The sequence below is a fragment of the Salmonella enterica subsp. enterica serovar Typhimurium str. LT2 genome (genome assembly GCF_000006945.2).
GTDB lineage: Bacteria > Pseudomonadota > Gammaproteobacteria > Enterobacterales > Enterobacteriaceae > Salmonella > Salmonella enterica.
Genome location: NC_003197.2, coordinates 3,652,371 through 3,676,606, shown reverse-complemented (window position 1 = coordinate 3,676,606; position 24,236 = coordinate 3,652,371). Strand labels below are relative to the sequence as shown.

Below are 24,236 nucleotides of genomic sequence, written 5' to 3'. Positions count from 1 at the left end.
TCCTGCTGCTGAATATTTCAGGTAAGAAACTATTTCGGCGTTCATATAATCTTCGAAAATACCCCTTCGCGATTTACTGTTATTTCTGTTTATTCATTTGATTATGCGTAACACTGGGTGTCGTTGACAGGAATCGGCGCGTTTATACAGGGGTAAGTGGCGGCGATCACACTTTTATGCTCATCCCCGCTCCTCCTCCCTCCCTAATCATTGCCGGGAGGAGGAAGGTCAACATCGAGCCTGGCAAACTAGCGATAACGTTGTTTTATTACCCGAGGACGGATTTCCTATGTCACAGCCAACCTTCAATAAAGATCAATTCCAGGCCGCCCTGACGCGTCAGTGGCAGCGTTTCGGTTTACTGTCGGCGTCCGACATGACGCCTCGTCAGTGGTGGCAGGCCGTTAGCGGCGCGCTGGCGGAATTACTGAGCGCGCAACCGGTAGCGCAGCCGACGAAAGGCCAGCGTCATGTGAACTACATTTCGATGGAATTTTTGATTGGCCGCCTGACGGGAAATAACCTGTTAAATCTGGGATGGTACCAGGACGTTAGCGATGTACTGAAAGCGCACGATATTAATCTGACCGATCTGCTGGAAGAGGAAGTCGATCCGGCGCTCGGCAACGGTGGTCTGGGACGTCTGGCCGCCTGCTTCCTCGATTCGATGGCCACCGTCGGGCAGTCCGCTACGGGCTATGGTCTGAACTACCAGTATGGGCTGTTCCGTCAGTCATTTGTTGAGGGCAAGCAGATGGAAGCGCCGGATGACTGGCATCGCGGCAGCTATCCGTGGTTCCGCCACAACGAGGCGCTGGACGTCCAGGTTGGGATCGGCGGTAAAGTCACCAAAGAAGGGCGCTGGGAGCCAGGTTTTGTGATTACAGGCCAGGCCTGGGATCTGCCGGTGTTAGGCTATCGTAACGGCGTCGCGCAACCGCTGCGTTTGTGGCAGGCGACCCACGCGCATCCGTTTGATCTGACCAAATTCAACGACGGCGCTTTCCTGCGGGCGGAACAGCAGGGTATCGATGCGGAAAAACTGACGAAGGTGCTTTATCCCAACGATAACCACACGGCGGGCAAAAAACTGCGCCTGATGCAGCAATACTTCCAGTGCGCCTGCTCGGTAGCGGATATTCTGCGTCGCCATCATCTGGCCGGACGCAAACTGCATGAGCTGGCGGATTACGAGGTCATTCAATTGAACGATACTCACCCGACCATCGCCATTCCGGAACTGCTGCGCGTGCTGATTGACGAGCACCAACTGAGCTGGGATGACGCCTGGGCTATCACCAGCAAAACCTTCGCCTACACCAACCACACCCTGATGCCAGAAGCGCTGGAGTGCTGGGATGAGAAGCTGGTGAAAGCGCTGTTGCCGCGTCATATGCAGATTATCAAGCAGATTAACGATCGCTTTAAGACGCTGGTCGATAACACCTGGCCTGGCGATAAGCAGGTATGGGCAAAACTGGCGGTAGTGCATGACCGTCAGGTGCGCATGGCCAATATGTGCGTGGTCAGCGGCTTTGCGGTGAACGGTGTGGCGGCGCTGCACTCCGATCTGGTGGTGAAAGATCTGTTCCCGGAATATCACCAGCTTTGGCCGAACAAATTCCACAATGTCACCAACGGCATTACACCGCGTCGCTGGATTAAACAGTGCAATCCGCAGCTTGCGGCGTTGCTGGATAAAACGCTGAAAAAAGAGTGGGCTAACGATCTCGACCAGTTGATCAACCTCGAAAAATACGCTGACGACGCCAAATTCCGTCAGCAGTATCGCGACATCAAACGGGCGAACAAAGAACGGCTGGTGAAATTCATCAAGGCCCGTACCGGGATTGAGATTTCAAGCAACGCGATTTTTGATATTCAGATCAAACGCCTGCACGAGTACAAGCGTCAGCATCTGAATCTGTTGCATATTCTGGCGCTGTACAAAGAGATCCGCGAAAACCCGCAGGCTGATCGCGTACCGCGCGTATTCCTGTTTGGCGCGAAGGCGGCGCCGGGCTATTACCTGGCGAAGAACATCATTTTTGCTATCAATAAGGTTGCGGAAGCCATTAATAACGACCCGGCGGTGGGTGATAAGCTGAAGGTGGTTTTCCTGCCGGATTACTGCGTCTCGGCGGCGGAAATGCTCATTCCGGCGGCGGATATTTCCGAGCAAATTTCTACCGCCGGGAAAGAGGCGTCCGGCACCGGCAACATGAAACTGGCGCTGAACGGGGCGTTGACTGTGGGAACGCTGGACGGCGCTAACGTTGAAATCGCTGAGAAGGTGGGTGAAGAGAATATCTTTATCTTTGGCCATACTGTGGAAGAGGTCAAGGCGCTCAAAGCCAAAGGCTACGATCCGGTGAAATGGCGTAAAAAAGACAAAGTGCTGGATGCGGTGCTAAAAGAGCTGGAAAGCGGTCAATACAGCGATGGCGATAAACATGCCTTTGACCAGATGCTGCATAGCCTCGGCAAACAGGGGGGCGATCCGTACCTGGTCATGGCGGACTTCGCCGCTTATGTCGAGGCGCAAAAGCAGGTGGATGCGCTGTATCGTGACCAGGAAGCGTGGACGCGCGCCGCGATCCTCAATACCGCGCGCTGCGGTATGTTCAGTTCCGATCGCTCTATTCGCGATTATCAGGCCCGTATCTGGCAGGCAAAACGCTAAGGGAGCGCGATGGAAAATAAACGTCTCGATAGTGCCGCGCTGGCGGCGGGGATCAGCCCCAGTTACATCAATGCTCATGGCAAACCGCAGTCTATTGGCGCTGAAACCAAGAGACGTTTGCTGGCGGCGATGCACGGCACGACAACAGGACCACAGGCGGTCGTGCCGAATGTGAAGGTTTATACCGCGGGTAAAAAAATGGCGTTGCCGGTAGAGGGGCGCGGTGAGTTTGCCTGGCTGCTGACTACGGAAGAGGGCGTGCATTACAAAGGGCGCGTGACGGGCGGTAAAAAACTTAACCTTCCGGCTACATTGCCGGAGGGCTACCACACCCTGACGTTGACCCAGGATGAACAGCGTACGCACTGCCGTATTATCGTCGCCCCGCCGCGATGCTATGAGCCGCAGGCGCTGCTGGAAGGGAAAAAACTGTGGGGGGCCTGCGTCCAGCTTTATACTCTGCGTTCAGAAAAAAACTGGGGTATTGGCGATTTCGGCGATTTGAAGTCGATGCTGGTCGACGTGGCGACACGCGGCGGCGCGTTTATCGGCCTGAATCCGATCCACGCGCTTTATCCGGCGAATCCGGAGAGCGCCAGTCCCTACAGCCCCTCGTCTCGTCGCTGGCTGAACGTGATATATATCGACGTCAACGCCGTCGAAGATTTCCGCCTGAGCGAAGAGGCGCAGGCATGGTGGCAAATGCCCGCCACACAGCAAAAGCTGCGACAGGCGCGCGATGCGCAATGGGTGGATTACGCTACCGTTACCGCGCTGAAAATCACGGCGCTGCGGATGGCGTGGACGCGGTTTGCCGCTCGCGACGATGCGCAAATGGCGGAGTTTCGTCACTTTATCGCCCGCGAAGGCGAGAGCCTTTACTGGCAGGCGGCATTCGACGCGCTGCATGCGTATCAGGTAAAAGAGGATGAGCAGCGCTGGGGCTGGCCAGCCTGGCCGGAGGCGTACCAGTCGGTAGAGTATCCCGCGGTAAAACAATTCTGTGAAGCGCACCGCGAAGAGGTGGAGTTTTACCTCTGGCTTCAGTGGCTGGCCTGGCGCCAATTCGCCGCCTGCTGGGATACCTGCCAGAGTTTTAAACTACCGATTGGTCTGTACCGCGATCTGGCGGTTGGCGTAGCGGAAGGCGGCGCGGAAACCTGGTGCGACCGGGAGCTGTACTGCCTGAAAGCATCTGTCGGCGCGCCGCCGGATATCCTCGGCCCGCTCGGTCAGAACTGGGGGCTGCCGCCGATGGACCCGCATATCATTGTCGCCCGGGCGTATGAGCCCTTTATCGACCTGCTGCGCGCCAATATGCAAAACTGCGGCGCGTTGCGCATTGACCATGTCATGTCGTTGCTGCGCCTGTGGTGGATACCGTATGGCGAAACAGCGGATCAGGGGGCTTACGTCCATTATCCGGTAGATGATTTGCTTTCTATTCTGGCGCTGGAGAGCCAACGTCACCGCTGTATGGTGATAGGCGAAGATCTGGGGACGGTGCCAGTTGAGATTGTCGGCAAGCTGCGCGATAGCGGGGTCTATTCTTATAAAGTGCTGTGGTTTGAAAATGACCTTGAGAAAAACTTCCGCGCGCCGGGCGCATATCCGCAACAATCGATGGCTGTCGCCTCGACGCACGATCTCCCCACGCTGCGCGGCTATTGGGAATGCGGTGACCTGACGTTGGGTAAAGCTTTGGGGCTTTATCCGGATGAAGTGATTCTGCGCGGGCTGTATGAGGATCGCGAGCGGGCGAAACAGGGGCTATTGGACGCGCTGCATAAATATGGTTGTCTGCCAAAACGCGCCGGGCATAAGGCATCGTTAATGTCGATGACGCCAACGCTAAATCGCGGGCTTCAGCGCTACATAGCCGACAGTAACAGCGGTCTGTTGGGGCTTCAGCCGGAGGACTGGCTGGATATGGCCGATCCGGTTAACGTACCGGGCACCAGCGATCAGTATAAAAACTGGCGACGGAAGCTCACTGCCACGCTGGAGCAGATGTTTGCCGATGAGGGCGTAAACAAGCTGATTAAGGATTTGGATAAACGCCGAAAAGCGGCCGCGAAGAAGAAATAATAAAGCCGGGGATTTCCCCGGCTTTATTATGTTGAGAGCACGTAGGCCTGATAAGCGCAGCGCCATCAGGCAATCCTGGCGCACATTGCTGCCTTATCCGGCCTACAAGCCGCCTCGCTTAAACCACCATACCCAACAGCAGACAGCCGATCAGGCCGCAGACGGAGATGATCGTTTCCAGCATCGACCAGGATTTAATGGTCTCGCCGATAGTCAAATTGAAATACTCTTTGAACAGCCAGAAGCCCGGGTCGTTGACGTGAGAGAAAATCACGCTCCCGGAACCGACCGCGATAACCATCAGTTCAGGGCTAACGCCGGTAGTGGCGATCAGCGGCGCCGCAATGCCGCCTGCGGTAATCGCCGCGACAGTCGCAGAGCCCAGCGCGATACGCAGAACCGCCGCGATAGACCACGCCATCAACAGCGGAGAGACATTGGTTTCATGCATCATTGAAGCGATGTATTTATCCACGCCGCTATCGACCAGCACCTGCTTGAATGCGCCGCCGCCGCCGATGATCAGCAGCATCATGGCGATAATTTTGATGGAAGAGACCAGCGTATCGTTAATCTGATCCATGGAACGCCCGCGGTTCAGGCCAAAGGTGAACATCGCAATCAGTACGGCAATTAACGTAGCCATTACCGGGTCGCCCAGGAACTCGGCAACGGGCAGGAAAGCGTGGCCTTTTGGCAGAATCATCTCGGCAATCGCACGCATCGCCATCAGAATAACCGGAACCAGCGACGTCCAGACGCTGACGCCAAAGCCCGGCATCTCTTCTTCCGTAAAAGTTTTCGCGCTGTACAGGCCTTCTGGGATCGGCTTATCGATGCCTTTCAGGAAACGGGCGTAAACCGGTCCGGCAAGGATCACGGTCGGGATCGCCAGAATCGTACCAAACAGCAGCGTCTTACCCATATCGGCATGGAAAATCGTGGCGATTGCGGTTGGACCCGGGTGCGGCGGCAGGAAGCCGTGTGTGACGGAGAGCGCCGCGGCCATCGGCACGCCGACGTACAGTAGCGGGATATTCGCCGCTGCGGCAATGGTGAATACCAGCGGCAGCATCAGAACGAAGCCCACTTCATAGAACAGAGCGAAGCCGACGGTAAAGCCGGTTAACACTACGGCCCACTGAATATGCTTTTTACCAAATTTCGCGATCAGGGTAGTGGCGATACGTTGAGCGCCGCCGCAGTCGGCAAGCATTTTGCCCAGCATGGCGCCGAACCCCATAATCAGGGCCAGACTGCCAAGCGTACCACCGACACCGGCTTTGATGGAGCCGATGACTTTATCCAGAGGCATTCCCTGCATCAACCCGACAGCGAGCGCTACCAGGACAAGGGCGATAAATCCGTTCATTTTGAAGCGGATCATCAGAAGAAGTAACAAGATAACACCGATAGCAACGATGACTAATGGCATGATTTACCTGGCCTTTACTTTGTTATGGGTAACGTCATTGTTTCGACGACAAATTCCTGTTGTTCCCGACGGGAACAGAGTCGCAATAGCACCAATACTGATTACCGTTGAAACGAATGAGCGTAGTCAGATGTTATATGGATGTTAGGTGCCCATAAGAATGATACGGGTAACATATGGGTGTTGAAAATGACCCTGGCAGGCAAAATTTAAATTATGAGACACAGGTCATGTTATCGGCGAAAGAAGAAGGGCCATTGTTATGAGATGTGGTTGATAGCGCCGGATGGCGGCGTAGACGCCTTATTCGGCCTACGGTGGGGCTGACAAGGCCCGACAGGCGCAAGCGCCATCGGGCATGGATGCGGGGAAAATCTTAGTAGTATGAGTGCTCGCCGCGCTGGTGTTCGGTCAGATCGCGAACCCCTTTCAGTTCCGGGAATTCATTCAGCAACTGTTTCTCGATCCCTTCTTTCAGCGTGACGTCAACCATCGAGCAACCGTTACAACCGCCGCCAAACTGCAGAATTGCATAGCCTTCATCGGTAATTTCCATCAGCGAGACGCGACCGCCGTGGCCCGCCAACTGCGGGTTAATCTGCGATTGCAGAGCATATTCCACGCGCTCCATCAGCGGCGCGTCATCGGCCACTTTGCGCATCTTCGCGTTTGGCGCTTTCAATGTGAGTTGAGAACCTAGCTGGTCGGTCACGAAATCAATTTCCGCGTCTTCCAGATAGGGCGCGCTCAGCTCGTCGACATAAGCGGTCAACAGGTCAAATTTCAGTGCAGTATCGGTGGCTTCTACGGCGTCGGGCGGACAATAAGAAACGCCGCACTCTGCGTTAGGAGTGCCGGGATTAATGACAAATACGCGGATTTGCGTCCCTTCTTCCTGATTTGCCAGCAGTTTGGCAAAGTGCGCTTGTGCAGCATCGGAAATACGGATCATAGTAATGGCCTAATAGTTGACTATTTTAGTTGGTTATAATACGCCCATCATCGAGGCTCTACAAGGTTCGACACAGGCACCATACCTGGACAGTCGCTGCGCCGTTGCGCAAAAGCAGTTGCGCGATTTCCGCGACGGTACTTCCGGTAGTGACGACATCATCCACAATAACCATATGGAGACCCTGTACCGGCAATTCAAGGCGAAACGCGTTTTTCAAATTGCGCTTACGTAACCTGGCGCTGAGATGATGTTGTGTTGCGGTCGCCCGTACCCGCGTGATGGTCTGGCTGTCCCACGCGCAGCCCAGCCAGTGCGCTAACGGTTGGCATAACAGATCGCTTTGGTTAAATCCCCGCCGCCAGTGTCGGCGCGACCAGAGCGGAACGCTGACGATTCTGTCGGGAAGCTGCAAGCCAGTGCTGCGGCGCGCCATGAGGACTTCCTGCAACAGTAGACGCGCCAGTGCGGCGGCAATTTCGCTGCGGCGGGTAAATTTAAGCTGATGCACCAGTAAACTCAAGGGCGGTGTATAGTCACTGACGCTCACCAGACGCTGCCAGGGCGGAGGTTTTTGCAGGCAGCGACCGCAGGGGAGCGAAGGATGCGCGGCAGGTAATCCGCATTGCGGACACAGGCTGACGCGCTGACGAACAGCGCGCGCGCATACGGAACAAATCCCCCAGTGGCTTAACGCCAACGGCATTCGGCATAGCCAGCATAATCCCGGTACTGTTAGCATAGGTGCATCCTTGTTAGACAAAAGAGAACAGTAACTGATGAATGACATCTGGTGGCAGACCTACGGCGAGGGAAATTGTCATCTTGTGCTGCTGCACGGATGGGGATTGAACGCGGAGGTATGGCATTGCATTCGCGAGGAACTCGGCTCGCATTTTACGCTGCATCTGGTCGACTTGCCGGGCTATGGTCGCAGCTCGGGGTTTGGCGCCATGACGCTTGAAGAGATGACGGCGCAGGTAGCGAAAAACGCGCCGGACCAGGCTATCTGGCTTGGCTGGAGCCTGGGTGGCCTGGTGGCGAGTCAGATGGCGCTCACCCACCCTGAACGCGTCCAGGCGCTGGTGACTGTCGCCTCTTCGCCATGCTTTAGCGCGCGTGAGGGGTGGCCGGGAATAAAACCAGAAATCCTCGGCGGATTCCAGCAGCAGCTTAGCGACGATTTTCAGCGCACGGTGGAGCGTTTTCTGGCGCTGCAAACGTTAGGGACGGAGACGGCGCGTCAGGATGCCCGCACCTTAAAAAGCGTGGTGCTGGCGCAGCCTATGCCGGATGTAGAGGTGCTCAATGGCGGACTGGAAATCTTAAAAACGGTCGATCTACGAGAAGCGCTTAAAAATGTGAACATGCCGTTTTTGCGTTTGTATGGTTATCTGGACGGTCTGGTGCCGCGTAAAATCGTGCCTTTGCTCGATACGTTATGGCCGCACAGTACATCACAGATAATGGCGAAGGCGGCCCATGCGCCGTTTATCTCGCATCCGGCGGCGTTTTGTCAGGCGCTGATGACGCTAAAATCATCGCTGTAACCAGGGCGTTGCCGGGCCCGGACCATTCTGCCAGATTAATGGTTTTCAGACGCCAGATCGGCAGGCGCCAGCCCGGTAACCCTAAGCACGGTATCGCGATCGAAACCATCGTTTAGCATGGAGCGGGCAATGCGCAATGCGGCGAGCCGTTGGCCTTCCTGCTTGCCTTGCTGTAACCCGTTACGATGTCCTTCCTGACGTAATCTGTCTGCGATAGTCATGATCTTCTCCTTATGCTGTGGGATACGCATAGCCACCTGGCGGATAAACGTATTGAAGCGCGCGGCGTCGCCAGTGTGCATCATGTAATTAAACAAACTTTGAAGCTGGGTGTCATTAGCGTATCCCTTAACCAGCAGGGCGACCAGCTGTTCGACAAGCCCCATCAGATCACGCTGGCGGATGTGTTTTTGTATGAGTTCCAGCAGCGCGACCCGTCGGTGTCGCATAATCTCGTCGTCCGGCACGACCGTAATATCGACCAGAGGAAAGGCGGTGGCGTATAGCTTACGCGCCATCACCGGGTCGGCAAATTCATCCAGCCAGCATAATGAGAACGGATACGGGCTGCGGTTTCCGTGATAAAACAGCATTGGCACCACTAACGGCAACGTCTTATGCCCGGCCTCCAGGTGCCGTTGCATTGCAGCCATTGCGTAACGCATCAGCCGAAATGCCATATGCGCGTCCGGCGTACTCTGATGTTCAATAACCACGTAAATGTAACCTTCACCTTCACTTGTTTCCAGCGACCAAAGAATATCGGAATAATGGGGGCGTAAATCCTCTTCAATAAAGCTACCGGACTCCAGCCGTAACGTATTCAGATTACAGATTTGACGTAATGTCGACGGGAGATGGATTTCCAAAAAATCCCGTGCAGTATCGGGGTGGCATAAAAACTGTTTGAATACCGCGTCATGCGGCGTGGATGTTGTTGAGGTCGCCATATCGATCCGTCATCGGTGAAGTTCAATGGCGTGACACTACGCGCAGACCGGGCTGATTGCAGTAGAGGATTAGTGCGCTTGCGAGGCGCGTGGGGAGATAAATGCGCACGGCGGTAACGCTTTCATCTTTGTGGAAGGCATGACGCAAAATTGCCCGGCAGCGTGACGCGTACCGGGCAACATAACGCGGGATAAAGGCCGGATAAGACGCGTTACGTCGCTACCCGACGAAGGTTAACGCAAGGCCCACCATTCGCGCAGGCAGGCTTTACCTTCCGGACAACTTTTACAGCTGCCTGAAAGGCAGCCGTCCGGTTCTTCCGGGATACGTACCGCTTTACCCATGATCTCCAGTTGATTCAGCATGGCGTCGATCATGGGCTGCGGAGCGTGCAGCGTATGGCTGATTTGCGTTGCCTCCATACGCCCCCGCAGCGCCAGTAGATCGCGAACCTGTATCAATGAAGCCATTTTTTACATCCCTTAGTGACAATTGCCCGCAGTGCCCGAACAACAGGAACTGACGTTTTTGCGGGTTGCCAGCAGTTCAATGTCTACACGGCTGCGGGCGCGGCGTAACAGGCTTAACACCACAACGTTAAAGACGATCACTGCCAGAATACAGATCAGGCTGTATGTCGGGTGTTGACTGAAGCTGGTAACCTGGTAGAACAGCGTGGCGAGCGAATAGGCGATATTCAGCCCCCACAGGATGGAGAAGCCCATCCAGCCGCGGCTGGACTCGCGGGCGATAGCGCCCATTACCGAGATACACGGTACGTAAAGCAGGACGAAAATCAGGTAACTGTACGCCGCCGCGGCGCTGCCGAATTTTTGATCCATCACGCCCATCGCGCCGGTCGCCATTTCGCCGTCGCCTTTACTTGCTTCGATCGGATTAGCCAGTACGCTCAGGCTAAAGGTGTCTTTCAGGCTTTGCCAGGTATCGTCAACCGCGCCCAGCAGTTCATCGCCGAGGTGAAAGTCGGCAGGATTAAACGCTTCGTCCTGAATATTTTCGGCGGTGTAGAGCGTGTTCAGCGTACCGACGACAACTTCTTTCGCCATGGCGCCCGTAAACAGACCCACGGTCGCTTGCCAGTTATCCTCATGGACGCCGATCGGTTTAAAGACTGGCGTGATGACCCGGCTTACAGAGGCGAGGGCGGAGTCATTAATGTTATCGACGATTTTGCCGCTCAGCGAGAAACTGTTAAACGCGCTCAGGAAAATACTCACGATGATAATGACTTTACCGGCGCGTAGTACAAAACCTTTCAGGCGTTGCCAGGTCTGGATGATCAGGCTCTTGATATGCGGGACGTGGTAAACCGGCAGCTCCATCACAAACGGAGAAGCTTCGCCGCGCATAATGGTATGCTTCAGCATCAGGCCGGTTAATACCGCCATGACAATACCCAGCACGTACAGCGAGAAGACCGCCAGCGCGCCGTTTTGCCCGAAGAAGGCGGCGGCAAAGACGGCGAAAATCGCCAGGCGCGCGCCACAGGACATAAACGGCGCCATCATGATGGTCATCAGGCGTTCGCGCGGAGCGTCAAGCGTGCGGGCGCCCATCACGGAAGGTACATTACAGCCGAAGCCGACAATCAGCGGCACGAAGGATTTACCCGGTAGTCCCAGCGCCTGCATCAGGCGATCCATGACGAAGGCCGCGCGCGCCATATAACCGGAGTCTTCAAGGAAGGAGAGGAACAGGTACATCATCCCGATTTGCGGCACCAGCGGCAGGACGGTATTGATCCCGCCGCCAAGACCTTGCGCCAGGAAGATGGTTAACCAATCCGGGAAGTGCAGCGTGTAGCCAATCCATTGAATGCCATGAATAAAGATGGCGACGGAACCGGCATCAAACAGGGGTTGCAACGCGCCGCCGATGTTAATGGCGAGCAGGAACATCAGGTACATCACGAACAAAAAAATCGGTAAGCCGAGGAAGCGGTTCAGGATAATTTTATCGACCGCCCTGGTGAAGCGGCTGGGTTCGGCTGTCAGGGTATTGCTGACCACGTCGCAAATAGCGGCGATACACTGGTAACGGGCGTCGGCGATATGCAGCGCCGGGTCGTCCATTTCGTCCTTCAGACGGGCCAGGGAGGTATCCAGGTTTTGCGCCGCCTCGCCTGCGTAAGCCCGGCTGTAGATATCGCCCTCCAGCATTTGCAGACCCAGCCAGCGGCGCTGTTGTAAAGGCATCTCCTGGGCCATCGCGTCGGCCAGGAAATCCGCTTCGCGCAGCAGCGGCTGAGCATAATGCACCAGTTCGACGTTGTCGTTAGCGTTGTGACGATCAATGGCCAGTTTCAGCGCCTCGATACCGCGACCGCGAGTCGATACCAGCGGTACGACAGGGCAACCCAGACGCGTGGACAGAGCGTCGACATCAATACGAACCTGCTGTTTTTCGGCGATATCCAGCATGTTGAGCGCGACAATACAGGGAATACCCAGCTCCAGCAGTTGCAGCGTCAAATAGAGGTTGCGCTCCAGATTGGAGGCGTCCACAACGTTTATCAACAGGTCGGCGTCGCCGCTCAGGATGTAGTGGCAGGCGATCTGTTCGTCGAGAGAGGTTTGTGACGAGATGGTCGTCAGAGAATAGGTGCCGGGTAAATCTACCAGCGTGACCTGGTGGTCAGTTGTCGCGAACTGGCCCTCTTTACGCTCGACGGTGACGCCCGCCCAGTTCCCCACGCGCTGACGCGCGCCGGTGAGTTGGTTAAATAAGGTGGTCTTGCCGGAATTAGGATTACCAATTAAACCAATGGTTAATTTTTTCATTTTTATAGACTCACTGTATTAACAGGAAACCGCTTCCACTTCTATTAACGCCAAATCCTTTTTACGCAAAACCAGACTCACGCGTCGTGTTTCGATATGGATCGGATCGCCTAAGGGCGCGACGCGGACGACATTAAATGAAGAGCCGGGCAACATGCCGAGCGAAAGCAGTTTTTGACGATACGCCGGGCTGATTTCACGCGCAAAGCCGGTGATTTTCCACGCAGTGTCAGGAGTGAATTGCATACGACCTACTTGTTTCTTACTAACTGGATGTATACCTCATGCGGCGCTCAGGGGGGCGGCAGGAGACCCGATGTTTAGCCAACGAAGGAAAGAGTAAATAATCAACAACACAATGATAATGAGAATGGTTTCTATCTTCAACGATTAAAATGTGACGGAATGTACAAATAAGCGATAATTTGCGCCGATGTTGATATGGCTCAACATTTATTTGTCTTTTTGCAAATACCTCTAATGTGCAAATATTCACCGTTTTTAATGTTTAATTAAGGTTTCATCTGTTAATAAAGTGATAATTAATAGTGCGGATAGCAGAAGGAAATTAATTAACAGATTCTAATGGGTAAGATTTAATTGTTAATTAAAAAAGAAAGGGTTGGACGTATTGCAAAATCGCAGGCCGGATAAGAAGTAACCCGGCCTGCGTATTACCCGATTAGCGTTTTTTTCCCATTGCGGCTGCCAGCGCGTCCATCATGGCGCTGTTACCGGCTGGCTGGGCGTCACGACCGCGCGGTTTCGCCGCTTTTGATGCCGGGCGGTTGCCCTGAGCGCGATCGGCGCCGCCGCCGCGGCGAGCGGCGGTTTCGCCGGGCTGTTCGTCCAGACGCATCGTCAGCGCAATACGCTTACGTTGCAGATCCACTTCCAGCACTTTCACCTTCACGATGTCGCCAGCTTTTACCACGGTGTGTGGATCGTCGACGAACTTAGTCGACAGGGAAGAGATGTGGACCAGGCCATCCTGATGAACGCCGATATCGACAAACGCGCCGAAATTGGTGACGTTAGTGACCGCCCCTTCCAGAATCATCCCCGGTAGCAGGTCGTTCATGGTTTCAACGCCATCGGCGAATTGCGCGGTTTTAAATTCAGGACGCGGGTCGCGGCCCGGTTTTTCCAGCTCTTTGATGATATCGCTCACGGTCGGCACGCCGAATTTATCGTCGGTAAAATCAGCGGCCTTGAGGTGGCGCAATTCGTTGCTGTTGCCCATCAGATCTTTTAGCGCTTGCTGCGTCGCCGCCAGAATGCGTTCGACAACCGGATAGGCTTCCGGGTGGACGGTGGACGCATCCAGCGGGTTATCGCCGTGGTTAATACGCAGGAAGCCCGCGCACTGCTCAAACGCTTTCGGCCCCAGACGGCTCACCTTCAACAGTTGCTGGCGGTTCTGGAACTGACCGTTCTCATCGCGCCAGGCGACGATGTTTTGCGCCATCATGCGCGTTAAGCCCGCGACGCGGGTCAGCAGCGGCACGGAGGCGGTATTCAAATCGACGCCGACGGCGTTTACGCAGTCTTCGACCACCGCATCCAGTTTACGGGCCAACTGGGTCTGGCTGACATCGTGTTGATATTGGCCGACGCCGATGGATTTCGGATCGATTTTCACCAGTTCCGCCAGCGGATCCTGTAGACGACGCGCGATAGAGACCGCGCCGCGCAGGGAGACGTCGAGATCCGGAAACTCCTGCGCCGCCAGCTCAGAAGCGGAATACACGGACGCCCCCGCTTCGCTGACGATCACTTTCTGCGCCGTCACGTTCGGGAACTGTTTTTGTACGTCGAGATAGAAGCGTTCGGTTTCACGCGAGGCCGTACCGTTGCCAATCGCGACCAGTTCGACGTGGTATTTTTCGCACAGCGCGGCGATCACGGTAGCCGCTTTGGCCGCCTGACCGGTATGCGGATAAATGGTATCCGTCGCCACCAGCTTGCCGGTGCCGTCAACGACAGCGACTTTTACGCCGGTACGCAGGCCAGGATCAAGGCCCATCGTGGCGCGCAGGCCTGCGGGGGCTGCCATCAGCAGGTCGTGCAGGTTACGCGCAAACACGTTAATCGCTTCGTCTTCCGCACGTTCGCGCACGGTGCCCATCAGTTCGGTTTCGAGGTGCATTAAGACTTTGATACGCCACGTCCAGCTCACTACGCCTTTGCGCCAGCTATCCGCCGGGGCGTTATTTAGCCGCAGGCCGAGATGGTCCATGATGATTTGCTCGCAGTAGCTCTCTTTCGGCGGCTCATCAAACTGTGGGTCGGCATTGAGCGAAAGTTGCAGAATGCCTTCGTTACGACCACGGAACATGGCCAGCGCACGGTGAGACGGGACGTTAGCAATGGGCTCATGATGGTCGAAATAGTCGCGGAATTTTGCCCCTTCTTCCTCTTTGCCGCTCACGACGGTGGCGACCAGATGGGCGTTCTTCCACAGGTAATCACGTACTTTCGCCAGCAATGCGGCGTCTTCGGCAAAGCGCTCCATCAGAATGTAGCGTGCGCCGTCGAGCGCGGCTTTCGTGTCCGCCACGCCTTTGTCGCCATCAATGTACTTTGCCGCTTCCACGTCAGGATCGTGGGACGGCTCGTTCCAGAGCAGATCGGCCAGCGGCTCAAGGCCGGCTTCAATGGCGATTTGTCCACGGGTGCGGCGTTTAGGTTTATAGGGCAGGTAGAGGTCTTCGAGCTCGGTCTTACTTAACGTAGCGTTGATGGCGCCAGCCAGCTCATCGGTCAGTTTGCCTTGTTCGGAAATGGACTTGAGGATGGCCTGACGCCTGTCTTCCAGCTCACGCAGATAGCCCAGACGCGTTTCCAGGTTACGCAACTGCGTGTCATCCAGACCGCCGGTGATTTCTTTACGATAACGTGCGATAAACGGCACGGTGTTCCCTTCGTCAAGCAGGCGAACGGCAGCTTCAACCTGTCCGGCATTTGCCTGGATTTCACCCGCAATAATGCGGCAGAAAGAATCATTCATCATGGGTTAGCTTCGTCTTCAGGATAAAAATCAGGGGATAGTTATACGGATTGGCTGGCAAAAATGCCAGCCATCAGCGGGGGCTTAGGATTCTTCTTGTCTTATTTGACGTATTCGATCGCATTGACGTACCAGTTTGCTTCGCCGACAGGGGTGTTGACCACCGCCAGATCGCCCACTTCTTTTTTCAGTAGCGCCCGCGCCATCGGCGAGTCGATAGAGATGTAATCCTTACGTCCGAAAATTTCATCGTAGCCGACAATGCGGAACTTCAGCCTATCGCCGTCATCATTTTCAATTTCCACCCAGGCGCCGAAGAAGACTTTGCCCTCCTGCTGCGGGGAATAATCCACGATTTTGAGATTTTCCATGCATTTGGTCAGATATCTGACGCGTCTGTCGATCTCACGCAGGCGCTTTTTATTATACTGATAGTCGGCATTCTCGCTGCGGTCGCCCAGACTCGCAGCCCAGGTCACTTTTTTGGTGACCTCCGGGCGCTCTTCACGCCAGAGATAATTGAGCTCTTGTTTGAGTGTTTCGTACCCTTCGCGGGTGATCAGGGGCGTTTTCATCTCGTTGATTTACCTTTGCTGTCGATATTGCGCACACGGGGTATAACGTGATCGTCCCGACAGAATAAATAATGGGGTTGCCGATTAATTGTATATTTAAGCTGCTGTTAAATATGCTTTGTAACAATTTAGCCTGAAATTCATACCAGAATTTGCTGGTGACTCACGTGAGCTTTTTTAAGAATACACACTTACATTTGTTGCGAACCTTTGGGAGTACAGACAATGCAAGAGAATTATAAGATTCTGGTGGTTGATGACGATATGCGTCTGCGGGCGCTACTGGAACGTTATCTGACCGAGCAGGGCTTCCAGGTTCGAAGCGTCGCTAACGCTGAGCAGATGGATCGTCTGCTGACCCGTGAATCTTTCCATCTCATGGTACTGGATTTAATGCTGCCAGGTGAAGATGGTCTGTCGATTTGTCGTCGCCTGCGTAGTCAAAGTAATCCAATGCCGATCATTATGGTCACGGCGAAGGGTGAAGAGGTTGACCGTATCGTCGGGCTGGAAATCGGCGCCGATGACTACATTCCTAAACCGTTTAACCCGCGCGAGCTGTTGGCGCGTATTCGCGCCGTGTTACGTCGTCAGGCAAACGAACTGCCCGGCGCGCCGTCGCAGGAAGAGGCCGTTATCGCGTTCGGTAAGTTTAAACTGAACCTCGGTACGCGCGAGATGTTCCGTGAAGATGAACCGATGCCGCTGACCAGCGGGGAGTTTGCGGTACTGAAAGCGTTAGTCAGCCATCCGCGCGAGCCGCTCTCTCGCGATAAGCTGATGAATCTGGCCCGTGGCCGCGAGTATTCCGCGATGGAACGCTCCATCGACGTCCAGATCTCCCGCCTGCGCCGTATGGTGGAAGAAGATCCGGCACATCCGCGTTATATTCAGACCGTCTGGGGCCTGGGCTACGTCTTTGTACCGGACGGTTCTAAAGCATGAGGCGAATGCGCTTCTCACCGCGAAGTTCATTTGCCCGCACGCTGTTGCTCATCGTCACCTTGCTGTTCGTCAGCCTGGTGACGACCTACCTGGTGGTGCTGAACTTCGCGATTTTGCCGAGCCTCCAGCAGTTTAATAAGGTTCTGGCTTACGAAGTCCGTATGCTGATGACCGATAAGCTGCAACTGGAGGACGGCACGCAGTTAGTCGTGCCGCCTGCGTTTCGCCGGGAAATCTATCGCGAGCTGGGGATCTCTCTCTACACCAACGAAGCCGCCGAAGAGGCCGGGTTGCGTTGGGCGCAACACTACGAATTCTTAAGCCACCAGATGGCGCAGCAATTAGGCGGCCCGACGGAAGTGCGCGTTGAGGTCAACAAAAGCTCGCCCGTCGTGTGGCTCAAAACCTGGCTGTCGCCCAATATCTGGGTGCGCGTGCCGCTGACCGAGATTCATCAGGGCGATTTTTCTCCGCTTTTCCGTTACACGCTGGCGATCATGCTCCTGGCGATAGGCGGCGCGTGGCTGTTTATTCGTATACAGAATCGACCGTTAGTGGATCTTGAACATGCCGCCTTGCAGGTAGGGAAGGGAATTATTCCGCCGCCGCTGCGTGAATATGGCGCCTCTGAAGTGCGCTCTGTGACCCGGGCGTTTAACCATATGGCAGCCGGCGTGAAGCAATTGGCCGATGACCGTACGCTATTGATGGCGGGCGTCAGCCACGACTTGCGCACGCCGTTGACCCGTATTCGTCTGGCGACGGAGATGATGGGCGAGGAAGACGGTTATCTCGCGGAGTCGATCAATAAAGACATCGAAGAGTGTAACGCCATTATCGAACAGTTTATTGACTATCTGCGTACCGGTCAGGAAATGCCAATGGAGATGGCGGATCTCAATTCCGTGCTGGGCGAGGTGATTGCGGCGGAAAGCGGCTATGAGCGTGAGATTAACACTGCGCTTCAGGCAGGCAGCATCCAGGTGAAAATGCACCCGCTCTCGATTAAGCGCGCGGTGGCGAATATGGTGGTCAATGCTGCCCGCTATGGCAACGGCTGGATTAAGGTCAGCAGCGGCACCGAGTCGCATCGCGCCTGGTTTCAGGTAGAAGATGACGGGCCGGGCATTAAGCCGGAGCAGCGTAAACATCTGTTCCAGCCTTTTGTGCGTGGCGACAGCGCCCGTAGCACCAGCGGCACAGGGCTGGGGCTGGCGATTGTGCAGCGCATTATCGATAACCATAACGGGATGCTGGAGATTGGCACCAGCGAGCGTGGCGGATTGTCGATTCGCGCCTGGCTACCGGTTCCTGTGGCTCGCGTCCAGGGGACGACAAAAGAGGCATAAGAAAGGGAGGTATTACCCTCCCTTTCTTCTCAACGCCGGATGACGCCGTTCAAAGCCGCCATCCGGCCTGTTCCTTACAGCTTCGGTCCGGCGCTAACCAGCGCTTCGCCTGCCGGGGTATCCGTATACTTCTCGAAGTTCTCAATGAACAGTTTCGCCAGCGCGGTGGCTTTTTCCTGCCATTGTTCCGGCGACGCGTAGGTGTTACGCGGGTCGAGAATGTGGGTATCCACGCCTGGCAGTTCAGTCGGGATCGCCAGATCGAACAGCGGCAGACGGAAGGTTTCCGCGTTATCAAGAGAACCGTTCAGAATGGCGTCGATAATTGCGCGCGTATCTTTGATGGAGATACGTTTGCCGGTGCCATTCCAGCCGGTGTTAACCAGATAAGCCTGCGCGCCTGCTGCCTGCATACGTTTCACCAGCACCTCAGCATACTGCGTTGGGTGCAGCGTCAGGAACGCGGCGCCGAAGCAGGCGGAGAAGGTGGGGGTCGGTTCGGTGACGCCGCGTTCGGTGCCGGCCAGTTTAGCGGTGAAACCTGACAGGAAGTGGTACTGCGTCTGGTTAGCGGTTAAACGGGAAACCGGCGGCAACACGCCGAAGGCGTCCGCCGTCAGGAAGATAACCTTGGTGGCGTGACCTGCTTTGGACACGGGCTTAACGATGTTATCGATATGATAGATCGGGTAAGAGACGCGGGTGTTTTCGGTTTTGGAACCATCGTCGAAATCAACGGTGCCGTCTTCGCGCACGGTGACGTTTTCCAGCAGCGCATCACGGCGAATCGCATGATAAATTTCTGGCTCCGCTTCTTTCGACAGTTTGATGGTTTTGGCGTAGCAGCCGCCTTCAAAATTGAACACGCCGTCGTCATCCCAACCGTGCTCATCATCGCCAATCAGACGACGTTTCGGGTCGGTGGAGAGAGTGGTTTTTCCGGTACCGGAAAGGCCGAAGAAGACCGCGACATCGCCTTTTTCACCCACGTTGGCGGAACAGTGCATTGAGGCGATACCTTTGAGCGGCAGCAGGTAGTTCATTACCGAGAACATCCCTTTTTTCATTTCGCCGCCGTACCAGGTGCCGCCAATAAGCTGAATACGTTCAGTCAGGTTGAACGCCACGAAGTTTTCCGAGTTCAGCCCTTGCTCTTTCCACTGCGGGTTGGTGCACTTCGCGCCGTTCATGACAATAAAGTCAGGTTTGAAGCCTACCAGCTCTTCGTCCGTTGGGCGAATGAACATATTTTTAACGAAGTGGGCCTGCCAGGCGACTTCCGTAATAAAGCGCACGGAAAGACGCGTATCGGCATTTGCGCCGCAGAACGCATCAACAATGAATAAGCGTTTACCAGAAAGCTGATGCGTCACCAGACCTTTCAGGTGTTGCCAGGTTTCCTGGGAAAGCGGCTTATTATCGTTTTTACCTTTACCCTTATCGGACCACCACAGCGTATCACGCGTGGTGTCGTCGCGAACAATATACTTATCCTTAGGCGAACGACCGGTAAAAATACCGGTATCAACGGCAACAGCGCCCAGGTTAGTTAACACGCCACGCTCATAGCCTTCCAGACCAGGATTAAGTTCTTCCTGATAAAGGGTGTCGTAGCTGGGATTGTAAACGATATCCTGGACGTCGTTGATACCATAAGCCTTGAGATCTTGCGGGGTTAAATTGTTAACGCGCATATCACTGCTCCTTAGCCAATATATATTACCGAAAATAGTAAGGTTTTTTGAGGTTGGTTAACCGCGACAAGGCTCATAGATTTACGTATCTGGACAAAATCACGATTGACGAAAAACACTGTGACTCCTGTCACGCAGCGGCGGTTATTATGGCAGGAAACCTACTTTTGTTGTGGAAAATGTTCTGAAAACGTTAAAAGGAAGTGTTTTTGACCGACATAATGTGACTGTAATCGCATTCATGTAAGAAAGTTACGTAACACCAACATTAACAATATCGATTCACCTCTCTGCGTTTTTTTCTGAATTATGCATGACGACGCCTGGCGGTGAACAGATGGTGCAATAATGCGGCTTTCTCATCATTCTGGATAACGACATGGAAAGTGTAGCGCTTTCACATACTACTCGCTGGGGGATGTTGCTCACCGGTTTGCTGCAGGGCGTCTTGTGCTACCTGCTGATGGCCTGGCTGGTACCACAAAATAGCGACTGGCTGTTCTATGGTATGCCTGCGACGATAGCGTTGTCGTCAATGCTATTGCTTACCGTGGTCTCTTTTAAACAGCGCGCGCTGTGGGGCTGGCTGGGGCTGATCTTTGTGGTCGTGCTGGCAATGAGCGGCTGGCTGAAATGGCAGGTTGAGACGGTGGAGAAATGGCGCCTGGCCGAGCTCCTCTGGCTGTATGGTCTCCGGCTTGTGTTGATGGCGATGCTGGTCTTACCCTGGATGCAATATCAGTTACATTCGCAAACCGGTTCGGCGCGTTATCCCCAGTTTTATCTGCGGTTATGGCATAACGTACTGACATTGTTTATCGTCCTGGTCGCTAACGGACTGTTCTGGCTGGTGCTTCTGCTCTGGAGCGCGCTATTCAGGCTGGTGGGCATCCGCTTTTTCAGCACCCTTTTCTTTGAAACTGAAGCCTTTATTTATGTGACCATCGGCCTGATTACGGCGCTGGCGGTCATTCTCGCCCGCACGCAGTCGCGCCTTGTGGCGGCGGTGCAAAAGCTGCTGACGCTGATCGCGACGGGTTTACTGCCAGTGGTGTCGCTGCTGGCATTGCTGTTTATTGTGACGTTACCCTTTACCGGACTGGAGGCGATTTCTGCGCGTGTTTCCGCTGCGGGGCTGCTATCCACGCTGACGCTGATGCTGCTGCTCCTCGTGGCGATTGTCAACGAACCGCAAAAGCGCGTATTACCCTATCCGCGCGTACTACGCGGCATGATTAGCGCCTCGCTGTGCGTTGCCCCGATATATATGCTGCTGGCGGGCTGGGCGTTATGGGTACGCATTCAGCAATACGGTTGGACGCCGGATCGTCTGTATGGTGCGCTGACGGTGTCTGTCTTGCTGGTATGGTCCTTCGGTTATCTGATCGGTCTGTTACGCCGCGGACGCGACCCTGGTGAGTGGCAAGGCAAGGTGATACTGAGCGTCTCTTTGTTGACGCTGGTGATATTGCTGTTGCTGGCCTCGCCTGTACTTGATGTCTGGCGTATTAGCGTCAACAGCCATATGGCGCGTTACCATAGTGGTAAAATTACTGCGGATCAGATCAGCCTGTATATGCTGGATCACAGCGGCAAACCTGGCCAGGAAGCGCTGAAATCGTTGCGGGATGACGAGGCGTTTACGCAGAACAGAAAGCGCAATCGTGAACTGATGACGTTTTTGCAGAGAAATAAGGTCTCTCCGACGGCGGACGATTTAGCGCGGGTGGTGATGATTGCGCCCGGTAGCCAGAAGCCGGATGCCGCATTTTGGGCGTTTGTCAAAGAGCAGAGTTATTCGGACGATTCCTGCCTTGAACCGGATGCCTGCGTGCTGGTGAGTCAGGATCTTAACGGCGACGGTCAGCCTGAGCAGGTGCTGTATAACTTTATTGTTGCCGAGAGCCAGGTCTACGGCTTAAAAGAGGGGAAATGGACGCAGAAAGCGTTCGCCCGACTGCCGGACGGGTTTTCTAAGACGCAACTGTTGCACGCGATTGCCGGGCATCGGTTAGACTCAGCCCCCAAAGCCTGGCGCGATATCATTGTTGATGGTCAGCGGTTGGATGTGGATTACTACAACGAGTAAGCTTTTTGCCGGATGGCGGCATAAATGCCTTATCCGGCCTACGGAGCGGGATGCTGTAGGCCAGATAAGCGAGCGCCATCAGGCAATGATGTTGTCGACTGAAAGGCGATTAATGAACCTGTGGATCGGCAGGAGAGGCGTTGTTACGGATCTCCGCGATATCCATCGCATTGAACAGGTAATGATTGCCGCAGTAATCGCAGTGCATATCGATTTCGCCTTCTTCCGCCAGAATGCTGTCCACTTCTTCATCCGGCAATGTTTTCAGCGCGCCCGCGCAACGTTCGCGTGAACAGGTGCATTTGAATTCAACATTTTGCGGATCGTAGAGCGTGACTTCTTCTTCGTGATACAAACGCCACAGCACGTCATTTGCCGGTAACGTCAGCAGCTCTTCGCTTTTAATGGTTTCCGTCAACATAGCCAGATGGTCGAAATCCTCCGCCTGCGCGTTCTGTGCCGGCATCACCTGAAGCAACATTCCACCTGCCGCCGGTTTACCGTCGACATCGCCGGTACGGATAAACAGGCGCGTCGGCAACTGCTCGGAGCGCAGGAAGTAATCTTCCAGGCACGCCGCCAGAGTATCGCCTTCCAGACCCACCACGCCCTGATAGCGTTCACCCTCTTCCGGCGTAATGGTGATCACCAGATAGCCGTTGCCAACCAGCGTTTTGAGATCCGCATTGTCAGGGATATCGCCCTGAACGCGAGCTACGCCGCGCATCTGCTGCTGATTATTGCCATTGATCACCGCCAGGCTTAACGGCCCGTCGCCCTGGAGCTGTACCGTAATGTCACCAGCAAACTTCAGCGTCGCGGTCAGTAGGCTAGTGGCGACCAGCAGTTCGGCCAGTACGGTTTTCACCGGCTGCGGATAGTTATGATTGTCGAGGATCTGTTGCAAGGTTTCCGAAACGGTTACCAGCTCGCCGCGAACGGCAAAGTTTTCAAACAGATAACGATGTAATTGGTCATGTTGCGGCATAATCATCTCTCTTGCGGGTGACAGTTATTCGCTGTCGCCGTGTTTAAATCGTAACAGGTCGCGGCGCTCTTTCTTGTCCGGTCGCCTGTCCGGATGCGGCATGGTCAGGGCGTTAAGCTTGCGCGCCTGCGCCATTTTTTCGCGTTTTTCCACGCTTTCCGCCGTCTCTTCATACAGAGCGACGGCTTCGCTGGCCGGACGGCGCTGTTCGGTGATGGCTTTAACGATCACCGTCCGTTCGTCATTTCCCTGACGCAGGGTAAGGGTTGCGTTCAGCTCGACGATTTTGCTCGGCTTACTGCGCTGGCCGTTGTAATGCACCTTACCGCCTTCAATCATCTCGCGGGCCATCGCGCGGGTTTTATAAAAACGCGCGGCCCACAGCCATTTATCCAGTCTGACCTCAACGGAGGACTTTTCTTTCATGGCGTCTCCTTCACATCAGCGAGGGGATCAGACGGCGGTAGTCGTTCAGGGACGGATGGCGCGTATAGTGCTTTTCCGCCAGGCCGGAATCAGGATTCGTCACGCCAAGACAGTAGCGAATACCAAACCGGGCGGCGGCGTCGAGAATCGGTTCGCTGTCATCGATAAACAGCGTTTTCTCTGCGCTTATTCCCGTTTCCTCAGTGACAGCGCGCCATAACCGCTGATCCTCTTTGGGATAACCAAATGTGTGGGTGGAAAGTAATAAATCAAGGTGTGAGGCCAGACCGGTATGCTCCAGCTTCACCGCCAGGTTATGTGGATGCGCATTGGTGAGCAGAATCCGACGTTTTCCGCTGGCTTTTAACGCATTCAGAAACGGTACGGTATCGTCGCGCAAAACGGCGCGCGGCCCTTGCGCCGTCGTCATGGCGCAAATATCCAGACCCAGACGCTCGCTCCAGTAATCCAGACAGTACCAGTTTAGCGTATGCTGTACGGCATGATACTGCTGGCGAATATATTCCTGCGCGTCCTGCGGCGAAATACCCTGCTGCGCGCCGTAGGTTTCCGGTACCAGCTTTTGCCAGAAATAGTTATCGAACGCGAGATCGAGCAGCGTGCCGTCCATATCCAGCAAAACGGTATCCACGTTTTGCCAGTCAATATCAATATGCATGGGGAACTCCAGGGTAACGCA

The 24,236-nt window shown here is 54.9% G+C and carries 19 protein-coding genes and 28 other annotated features; of the genes, 6 read left to right on the top strand and 13 right to left on the bottom strand.

Annotated elements, in window-relative coordinates; genetic code table 11:
* Positions 1–179 precede the first annotated feature (179 nt).
* Positions 180–205, top strand: a protein binding site (putative binding site for MalT, RegulonDB: STMS1H000275).
* Positions 201–209 (top strand) — a -35 signal (putative -35_signal for malP; RegulonDB:STMLTH004599). Its footprint overlaps the feature before it by 5 nt.
* Both malP and malQ read left to right on the top strand, forming a co-directional pair.
* The gene (gene malP / locus STM3514; protein ID NP_462417.1) for a maltodextrin phosphorylase occupies positions 201–2,683 on the top strand. Within the gene, positions 290–2,683 belong to an annotated coding region; the region does not span the whole gene. (Overlaps the previous feature by 9 nt.)
* Positions 216–240, top strand: a protein binding site (putative binding site for MalT, RegulonDB: STMS1H000273). Its footprint overlaps the gene before it by 25 nt.
* Positions 220–228 (top strand) — a -10 signal (putative -10_signal for malP; RegulonDB:STMLTH004599). (Overlaps the previous feature by 9 nt.)
* Positions 275–280: a ribosome-binding site (putative RBS for malP; RegulonDB:STMS1H003508), on the top strand.
* Positions 2,682–2,687 (top strand) — a ribosome-binding site (putative RBS for malQ; RegulonDB:STMS1H003507).
* Positions 2,682–4,771, top strand: a protein-coding gene (gene malQ / locus STM3513; RefSeq protein ID NP_462416.1) for a 4-alpha-glucanotransferase (. Within the gene, positions 2,693–4,771 belong to an annotated coding region; the region does not span the whole gene. (Overlaps the previous feature by 6 nt.) The genes malP and malQ overlap by 2 nt, the downstream gene beginning before the upstream one ends.
* A gap of 118 nt (positions 4,772–4,889) precedes the next feature.
* Here the strand turns inward: malQ and gntT are convergent.
* The 3 genes from gntT to yhgH form a co-directional block, all read right to left on the bottom strand.
* The gene (gene gntT, locus STM3512) for a high-affinity gluconate permease in GNT I system (RefSeq protein NP_462415.1) occupies positions 4,890–6,382 on the bottom strand. Within the gene, positions 4,890–6,206 belong to an annotated coding region; the region does not span the whole gene.
* Positions 6,211–6,216: a ribosome-binding site (putative RBS for gntT; RegulonDB:STMS1H003506), on the bottom strand. Its footprint overlaps the gene before it by 6 nt.
* Positions 6,347–6,355, bottom strand: a -10 signal (putative -10_signal for gntT; RegulonDB:STMLTH004598).
* Positions 6,374–6,382, bottom strand: a -35 signal (putative -35_signal for gntT; RegulonDB:STMLTH004598).
* 39 nt (positions 6,383–6,421) lie before the next feature.
* Positions 6,422–6,439, bottom strand: a protein binding site (putative binding site for CRP, RegulonDB: STMS1H000104).
* Between the two features lie 143 nt (positions 6,440–6,582).
* Positions 6,583–7,170 (bottom strand): putative thioredoxin-like proteins and domain protein gene (gene yhgI / locus STM3511; RefSeq protein NP_462414.1). Within the gene, positions 6,583–7,158 belong to an annotated coding region; the region does not span the whole gene.
* Positions 7,165–7,170, bottom strand: a ribosome-binding site (putative RBS for yhgI; RegulonDB:STMS1H003505). It overlaps the preceding gene by 6 nt.
* A 46-nt stretch (positions 7,171–7,216) precedes the next feature.
* Positions 7,217–7,912, bottom strand: a protein-coding gene (gene yhgH, locus STM3510) for a putative amidophosphoribosyltransferase (protein NP_462413.1). Within the gene, positions 7,217–7,900 belong to an annotated coding region; the region does not span the whole gene.
* Positions 7,907–7,912, bottom strand: a ribosome-binding site (putative RBS for yhgH; RegulonDB:STMS1H003504). It overlaps the preceding gene by 6 nt.
* An 11-nt stretch (positions 7,913–7,923) precedes the next feature.
* Positions 7,924–7,929: a ribosome-binding site (putative RBS for bioH; RegulonDB:STMS1H003503), on the top strand.
* Between yhgH and bioH the strand changes: the two genes are divergently transcribed.
* Positions 7,924–8,708, top strand: a protein-coding gene (gene bioH / locus STM3509; RefSeq protein ID NP_462412.1) for a putative hydrolase. Within the gene, positions 7,938–8,708 belong to an annotated coding region; the region does not span the whole gene. (Overlaps the previous feature by 6 nt.)
* Before the next feature lie 35 nt (positions 8,709–8,743).
* On the opposite strand, the gene STM3508 is transcribed toward bioH, so the two are convergent.
* The 6 genes from STM3508 to greB form a co-directional block, all read right to left on the bottom strand.
* The gene (locus tag STM3508) for a putative cytoplasmic protein (RefSeq protein ID NP_462411.1) occupies positions 8,744–9,668 on the bottom strand. Within the gene, positions 8,744–9,658 belong to an annotated coding region; the region does not span the whole gene.
* Positions 9,663–9,668 (bottom strand) — a ribosome-binding site (putative RBS for STM3508; RegulonDB:STMS1H003502). (Overlaps the previous gene by 6 nt.)
* A gap of 224 nt (positions 9,669–9,892) precedes the next feature.
* Positions 9,893–10,143, bottom strand: a protein-coding gene (gene yhgG, locus STM3507; protein NP_462410.1) for a putative cytoplasmic protein. Within the gene, positions 9,893–10,129 belong to an annotated coding region; the region does not span the whole gene.
* Positions 10,138–10,143, bottom strand: a ribosome-binding site (putative RBS for yhgG; RegulonDB:STMS1H003501). It overlaps the preceding gene by 6 nt.
* Positions 10,142–12,460: a ferrous iron transport protein B gene (gene feoB, locus STM3506; RefSeq protein NP_462409.1), complete on the bottom strand. Its 2,319-nt coding sequence runs from the start codon at positions 12,458–12,460 to the stop codon at positions 10,142–10,144. The genes yhgG and feoB overlap by 2 nt, the downstream gene beginning before the upstream one ends.
* Positions 12,461–12,478: 18 nt before the next feature.
* Positions 12,479–12,714 (bottom strand): ferrous iron transport protein A gene (gene feoA, locus STM3505; RefSeq protein ID NP_462408.1). Within the gene, positions 12,479–12,706 belong to an annotated coding region; the region does not span the whole gene.
* Positions 12,709–12,714, bottom strand: a ribosome-binding site (putative RBS for feoA; RegulonDB:STMS1H003500). Its footprint overlaps the gene before it by 6 nt.
* A gap of 428 nt (positions 12,715–13,142) precedes the next feature.
* Positions 13,143–15,487, bottom strand: a protein-coding gene (yhgF, locus tag STM3504; RefSeq protein ID NP_462407.3) for a putative RNase R. Within the gene, positions 13,143–15,470 belong to an annotated coding region; the region does not span the whole gene.
* Positions 15,482–15,487: a ribosome-binding site (putative RBS for yhgF; RegulonDB:STMS1H003499), on the bottom strand. Its footprint overlaps the gene before it by 6 nt.
* Positions 15,488–15,571: 84 nt before the next feature.
* The gene (gene greB / locus STM3503) for a transcription elongation factor and transcript cleavage (protein NP_462406.1) occupies positions 15,572–16,061 on the bottom strand. Within the gene, positions 15,572–16,045 belong to an annotated coding region; the region does not span the whole gene.
* Positions 16,056–16,061: a ribosome-binding site (putative RBS for greB; RegulonDB:STMS1H003498), on the bottom strand. (Overlaps the previous gene by 6 nt.)
* Before the next feature lie 77 nt (positions 16,062–16,138).
* Positions 16,139–16,147, top strand: a -35 signal (putative -35_signal for ompR; RegulonDB:STMLTH004597).
* Here greB and ompR point away from each other — a divergent pair.
* Positions 16,139–16,990 (top strand): response regulator in two-component regulatory system with EnvZ gene (gene ompR, locus STM3502; RefSeq protein ID NP_462405.1). Within the gene, positions 16,271–16,990 belong to an annotated coding region; the region does not span the whole gene. (Overlaps the previous feature by 9 nt.)
* Positions 16,158–16,166 (top strand) — a -10 signal (putative -10_signal for ompR; RegulonDB:STMLTH004597). Its footprint overlaps the gene before it by 9 nt.
* Positions 16,256–16,261, top strand: a ribosome-binding site (putative RBS for ompR; RegulonDB:STMS1H003497).
* Positions 16,970–16,975 (top strand) — a ribosome-binding site (putative RBS for envZ; RegulonDB:STMS1H003496).
* The gene (envZ, locus tag STM3501) for a sensory histidine kinase in two-component regulatory system with OmpR (RefSeq protein ID NP_462404.1) occupies positions 16,970–18,339 on the top strand. Within the gene, positions 16,987–18,339 belong to an annotated coding region; the region does not span the whole gene. The genes ompR and envZ overlap by 21 nt, the downstream gene beginning before the upstream one ends.
* 74 nt (positions 18,340–18,413) lie before the next feature.
* Here envZ and pckA read toward each other — a convergent pair.
* Positions 18,414–20,087 (bottom strand): phosphoenolpyruvate carboxykinase gene (gene pckA / locus STM3500; RefSeq protein ID NP_462403.2). Within the gene, positions 18,414–20,033 belong to an annotated coding region; the region does not span the whole gene.
* Positions 20,041–20,046 (bottom strand) — a ribosome-binding site (putative RBS for pckA; RegulonDB:STMS1H003495). It overlaps the preceding gene by 6 nt.
* Positions 20,055–20,063, bottom strand: a -10 signal (putative -10_signal for pckA; RegulonDB:STMLTH004596).
* Positions 20,079–20,087 (bottom strand) — a -35 signal (putative -35_signal for pckA; RegulonDB:STMLTH004596).
* Positions 20,088–20,400: 313 nt before the next feature.
* Positions 20,401–20,406: a ribosome-binding site (putative RBS for yhgE; RegulonDB:STMS1H003494), on the top strand.
* Between pckA and yhgE the strand changes: the two genes are divergently transcribed.
* Positions 20,401–22,122, top strand: a protein-coding gene (yhgE, locus tag STM3499; protein ID NP_462402.1) for a putative inner membrane protein. Within the gene, positions 20,413–22,122 belong to an annotated coding region; the region does not span the whole gene. (Overlaps the previous feature by 6 nt.)
* 109 nt (positions 22,123–22,231) lie before the next feature.
* Here the strand turns inward: yhgE and yrfI are convergent.
* The 3 genes from yrfI to yrfG form a co-directional block, all read right to left on the bottom strand.
* Positions 22,232–23,116, bottom strand: a complete 885-nt coding sequence (gene yrfI / locus STM3498) for a heat shock protein 33 (RefSeq protein ID NP_462401.3) — start codon at positions 23,114–23,116, stop codon at positions 22,232–22,234.
* Positions 23,117–23,134: 18 nt separating this feature from the next.
* Positions 23,135–23,547, bottom strand: a protein-coding gene (gene yrfH / locus STM3497) for a heat shock protein (protein ID NP_462400.1). Within the gene, positions 23,135–23,536 belong to an annotated coding region; the region does not span the whole gene.
* Positions 23,542–23,547 (bottom strand) — a ribosome-binding site (putative RBS for yrfH; RegulonDB:STMS1H003493). Its footprint overlaps the gene before it by 6 nt.
* Positions 23,547–24,227, bottom strand: a protein-coding gene (yrfG, locus tag STM3496; protein NP_462399.1) for a putative hydrolase. Within the gene, positions 23,547–24,215 belong to an annotated coding region; the region does not span the whole gene. The genes yrfH and yrfG overlap by 1 nt, the downstream gene beginning before the upstream one ends.
* Positions 24,222–24,227 (bottom strand) — a ribosome-binding site (putative RBS for yrfG; RegulonDB:STMS1H003492). It overlaps the preceding gene by 6 nt.
* Positions 24,228–24,236: the final 9 nt, after the last annotated feature.

Coding starts and splice junctions, on each gene's coding strand:
- envZ (NP_462404.1), top strand. CDS start 16,987: ATGAGGCGAATGCGCTTCTCACCGCGAAGTTCATTTGCCCGCACGCTG.
- gntT (NP_462415.1), bottom strand. CDS start 6,206: ATGCCATTAGTCATCGTTGCTATCGGTGTTATCTTGTTACTTCTTCTG.
- feoB (NP_462409.1), bottom strand. CDS start 12,460: ATGAAAAAATTAACCATTGGTTTAATTGGTAATCCTAATTCCGGCAAG.
- yhgH (NP_462413.1), bottom strand. CDS start 7,900: ATGCTAACAGTACCGGGATTATGCTGGCTATGCCGAATGCCGTTGGCG.
- feoA (NP_462408.1), bottom strand. CDS start 12,706: ATGCAATTCACTCCTGACACTGCGTGGAAAATCACCGGCTTTGCGCGT.
- yrfI (NP_462401.3), bottom strand. CDS start 23,116: ATGATTATGCCGCAACATGACCAATTACATCGTTATCTGTTTGAAAAC.
- malP (NP_462417.1), top strand. CDS start 290: ATGTCACAGCCAACCTTCAATAAAGATCAATTCCAGGCCGCCCTGACG.
- yhgI (NP_462414.1), bottom strand. CDS start 7,158: ATGATCCGTATTTCCGATGCTGCACAAGCGCACTTTGCCAAACTGCTG.
- pckA (NP_462403.2), bottom strand. CDS start 20,033: ATGCGCGTTAACAATTTAACCCCGCAAGATCTCAAGGCTTATGGTATC.
- greB (NP_462406.1), bottom strand. CDS start 16,045: ATGAAAACGCCCCTGATCACCCGCGAAGGGTACGAAACACTCAAACAA.
- yhgG (NP_462410.1), bottom strand. CDS start 10,129: ATGGCTTCATTGATACAGGTTCGCGATCTACTGGCGCTGCGGGGGCGT.
- STM3508 (NP_462411.1), bottom strand. CDS start 9,658: ATGGCGACCTCAACAACATCCACGCCGCATGACGCGGTATTCAAACAG.
- yhgF (NP_462407.3), bottom strand. CDS start 15,470: ATGAATGATTCTTTCTGCCGCATTATTGCGGGTGAAATCCAGGCAAAT.
- ompR (NP_462405.1), top strand. CDS start 16,271: ATGCAAGAGAATTATAAGATTCTGGTGGTTGATGACGATATGCGTCTG.
- yrfG (NP_462399.1), bottom strand. CDS start 24,215: ATGCATATTGATATTGACTGGCAAAACGTGGATACCGTTTTGCTGGAT.
- malQ (NP_462416.1), top strand. CDS start 2,693: ATGGAAAATAAACGTCTCGATAGTGCCGCGCTGGCGGCGGGGATCAGC.
- yrfH (NP_462400.1), bottom strand. CDS start 23,536: ATGAAAGAAAAGTCCTCCGTTGAGGTCAGACTGGATAAATGGCTGTGG.
- yhgE (NP_462402.1), top strand. CDS start 20,413: ATGGAAAGTGTAGCGCTTTCACATACTACTCGCTGGGGGATGTTGCTC.
- bioH (NP_462412.1), top strand. CDS start 7,938: ATGAATGACATCTGGTGGCAGACCTACGGCGAGGGAAATTGTCATCTT.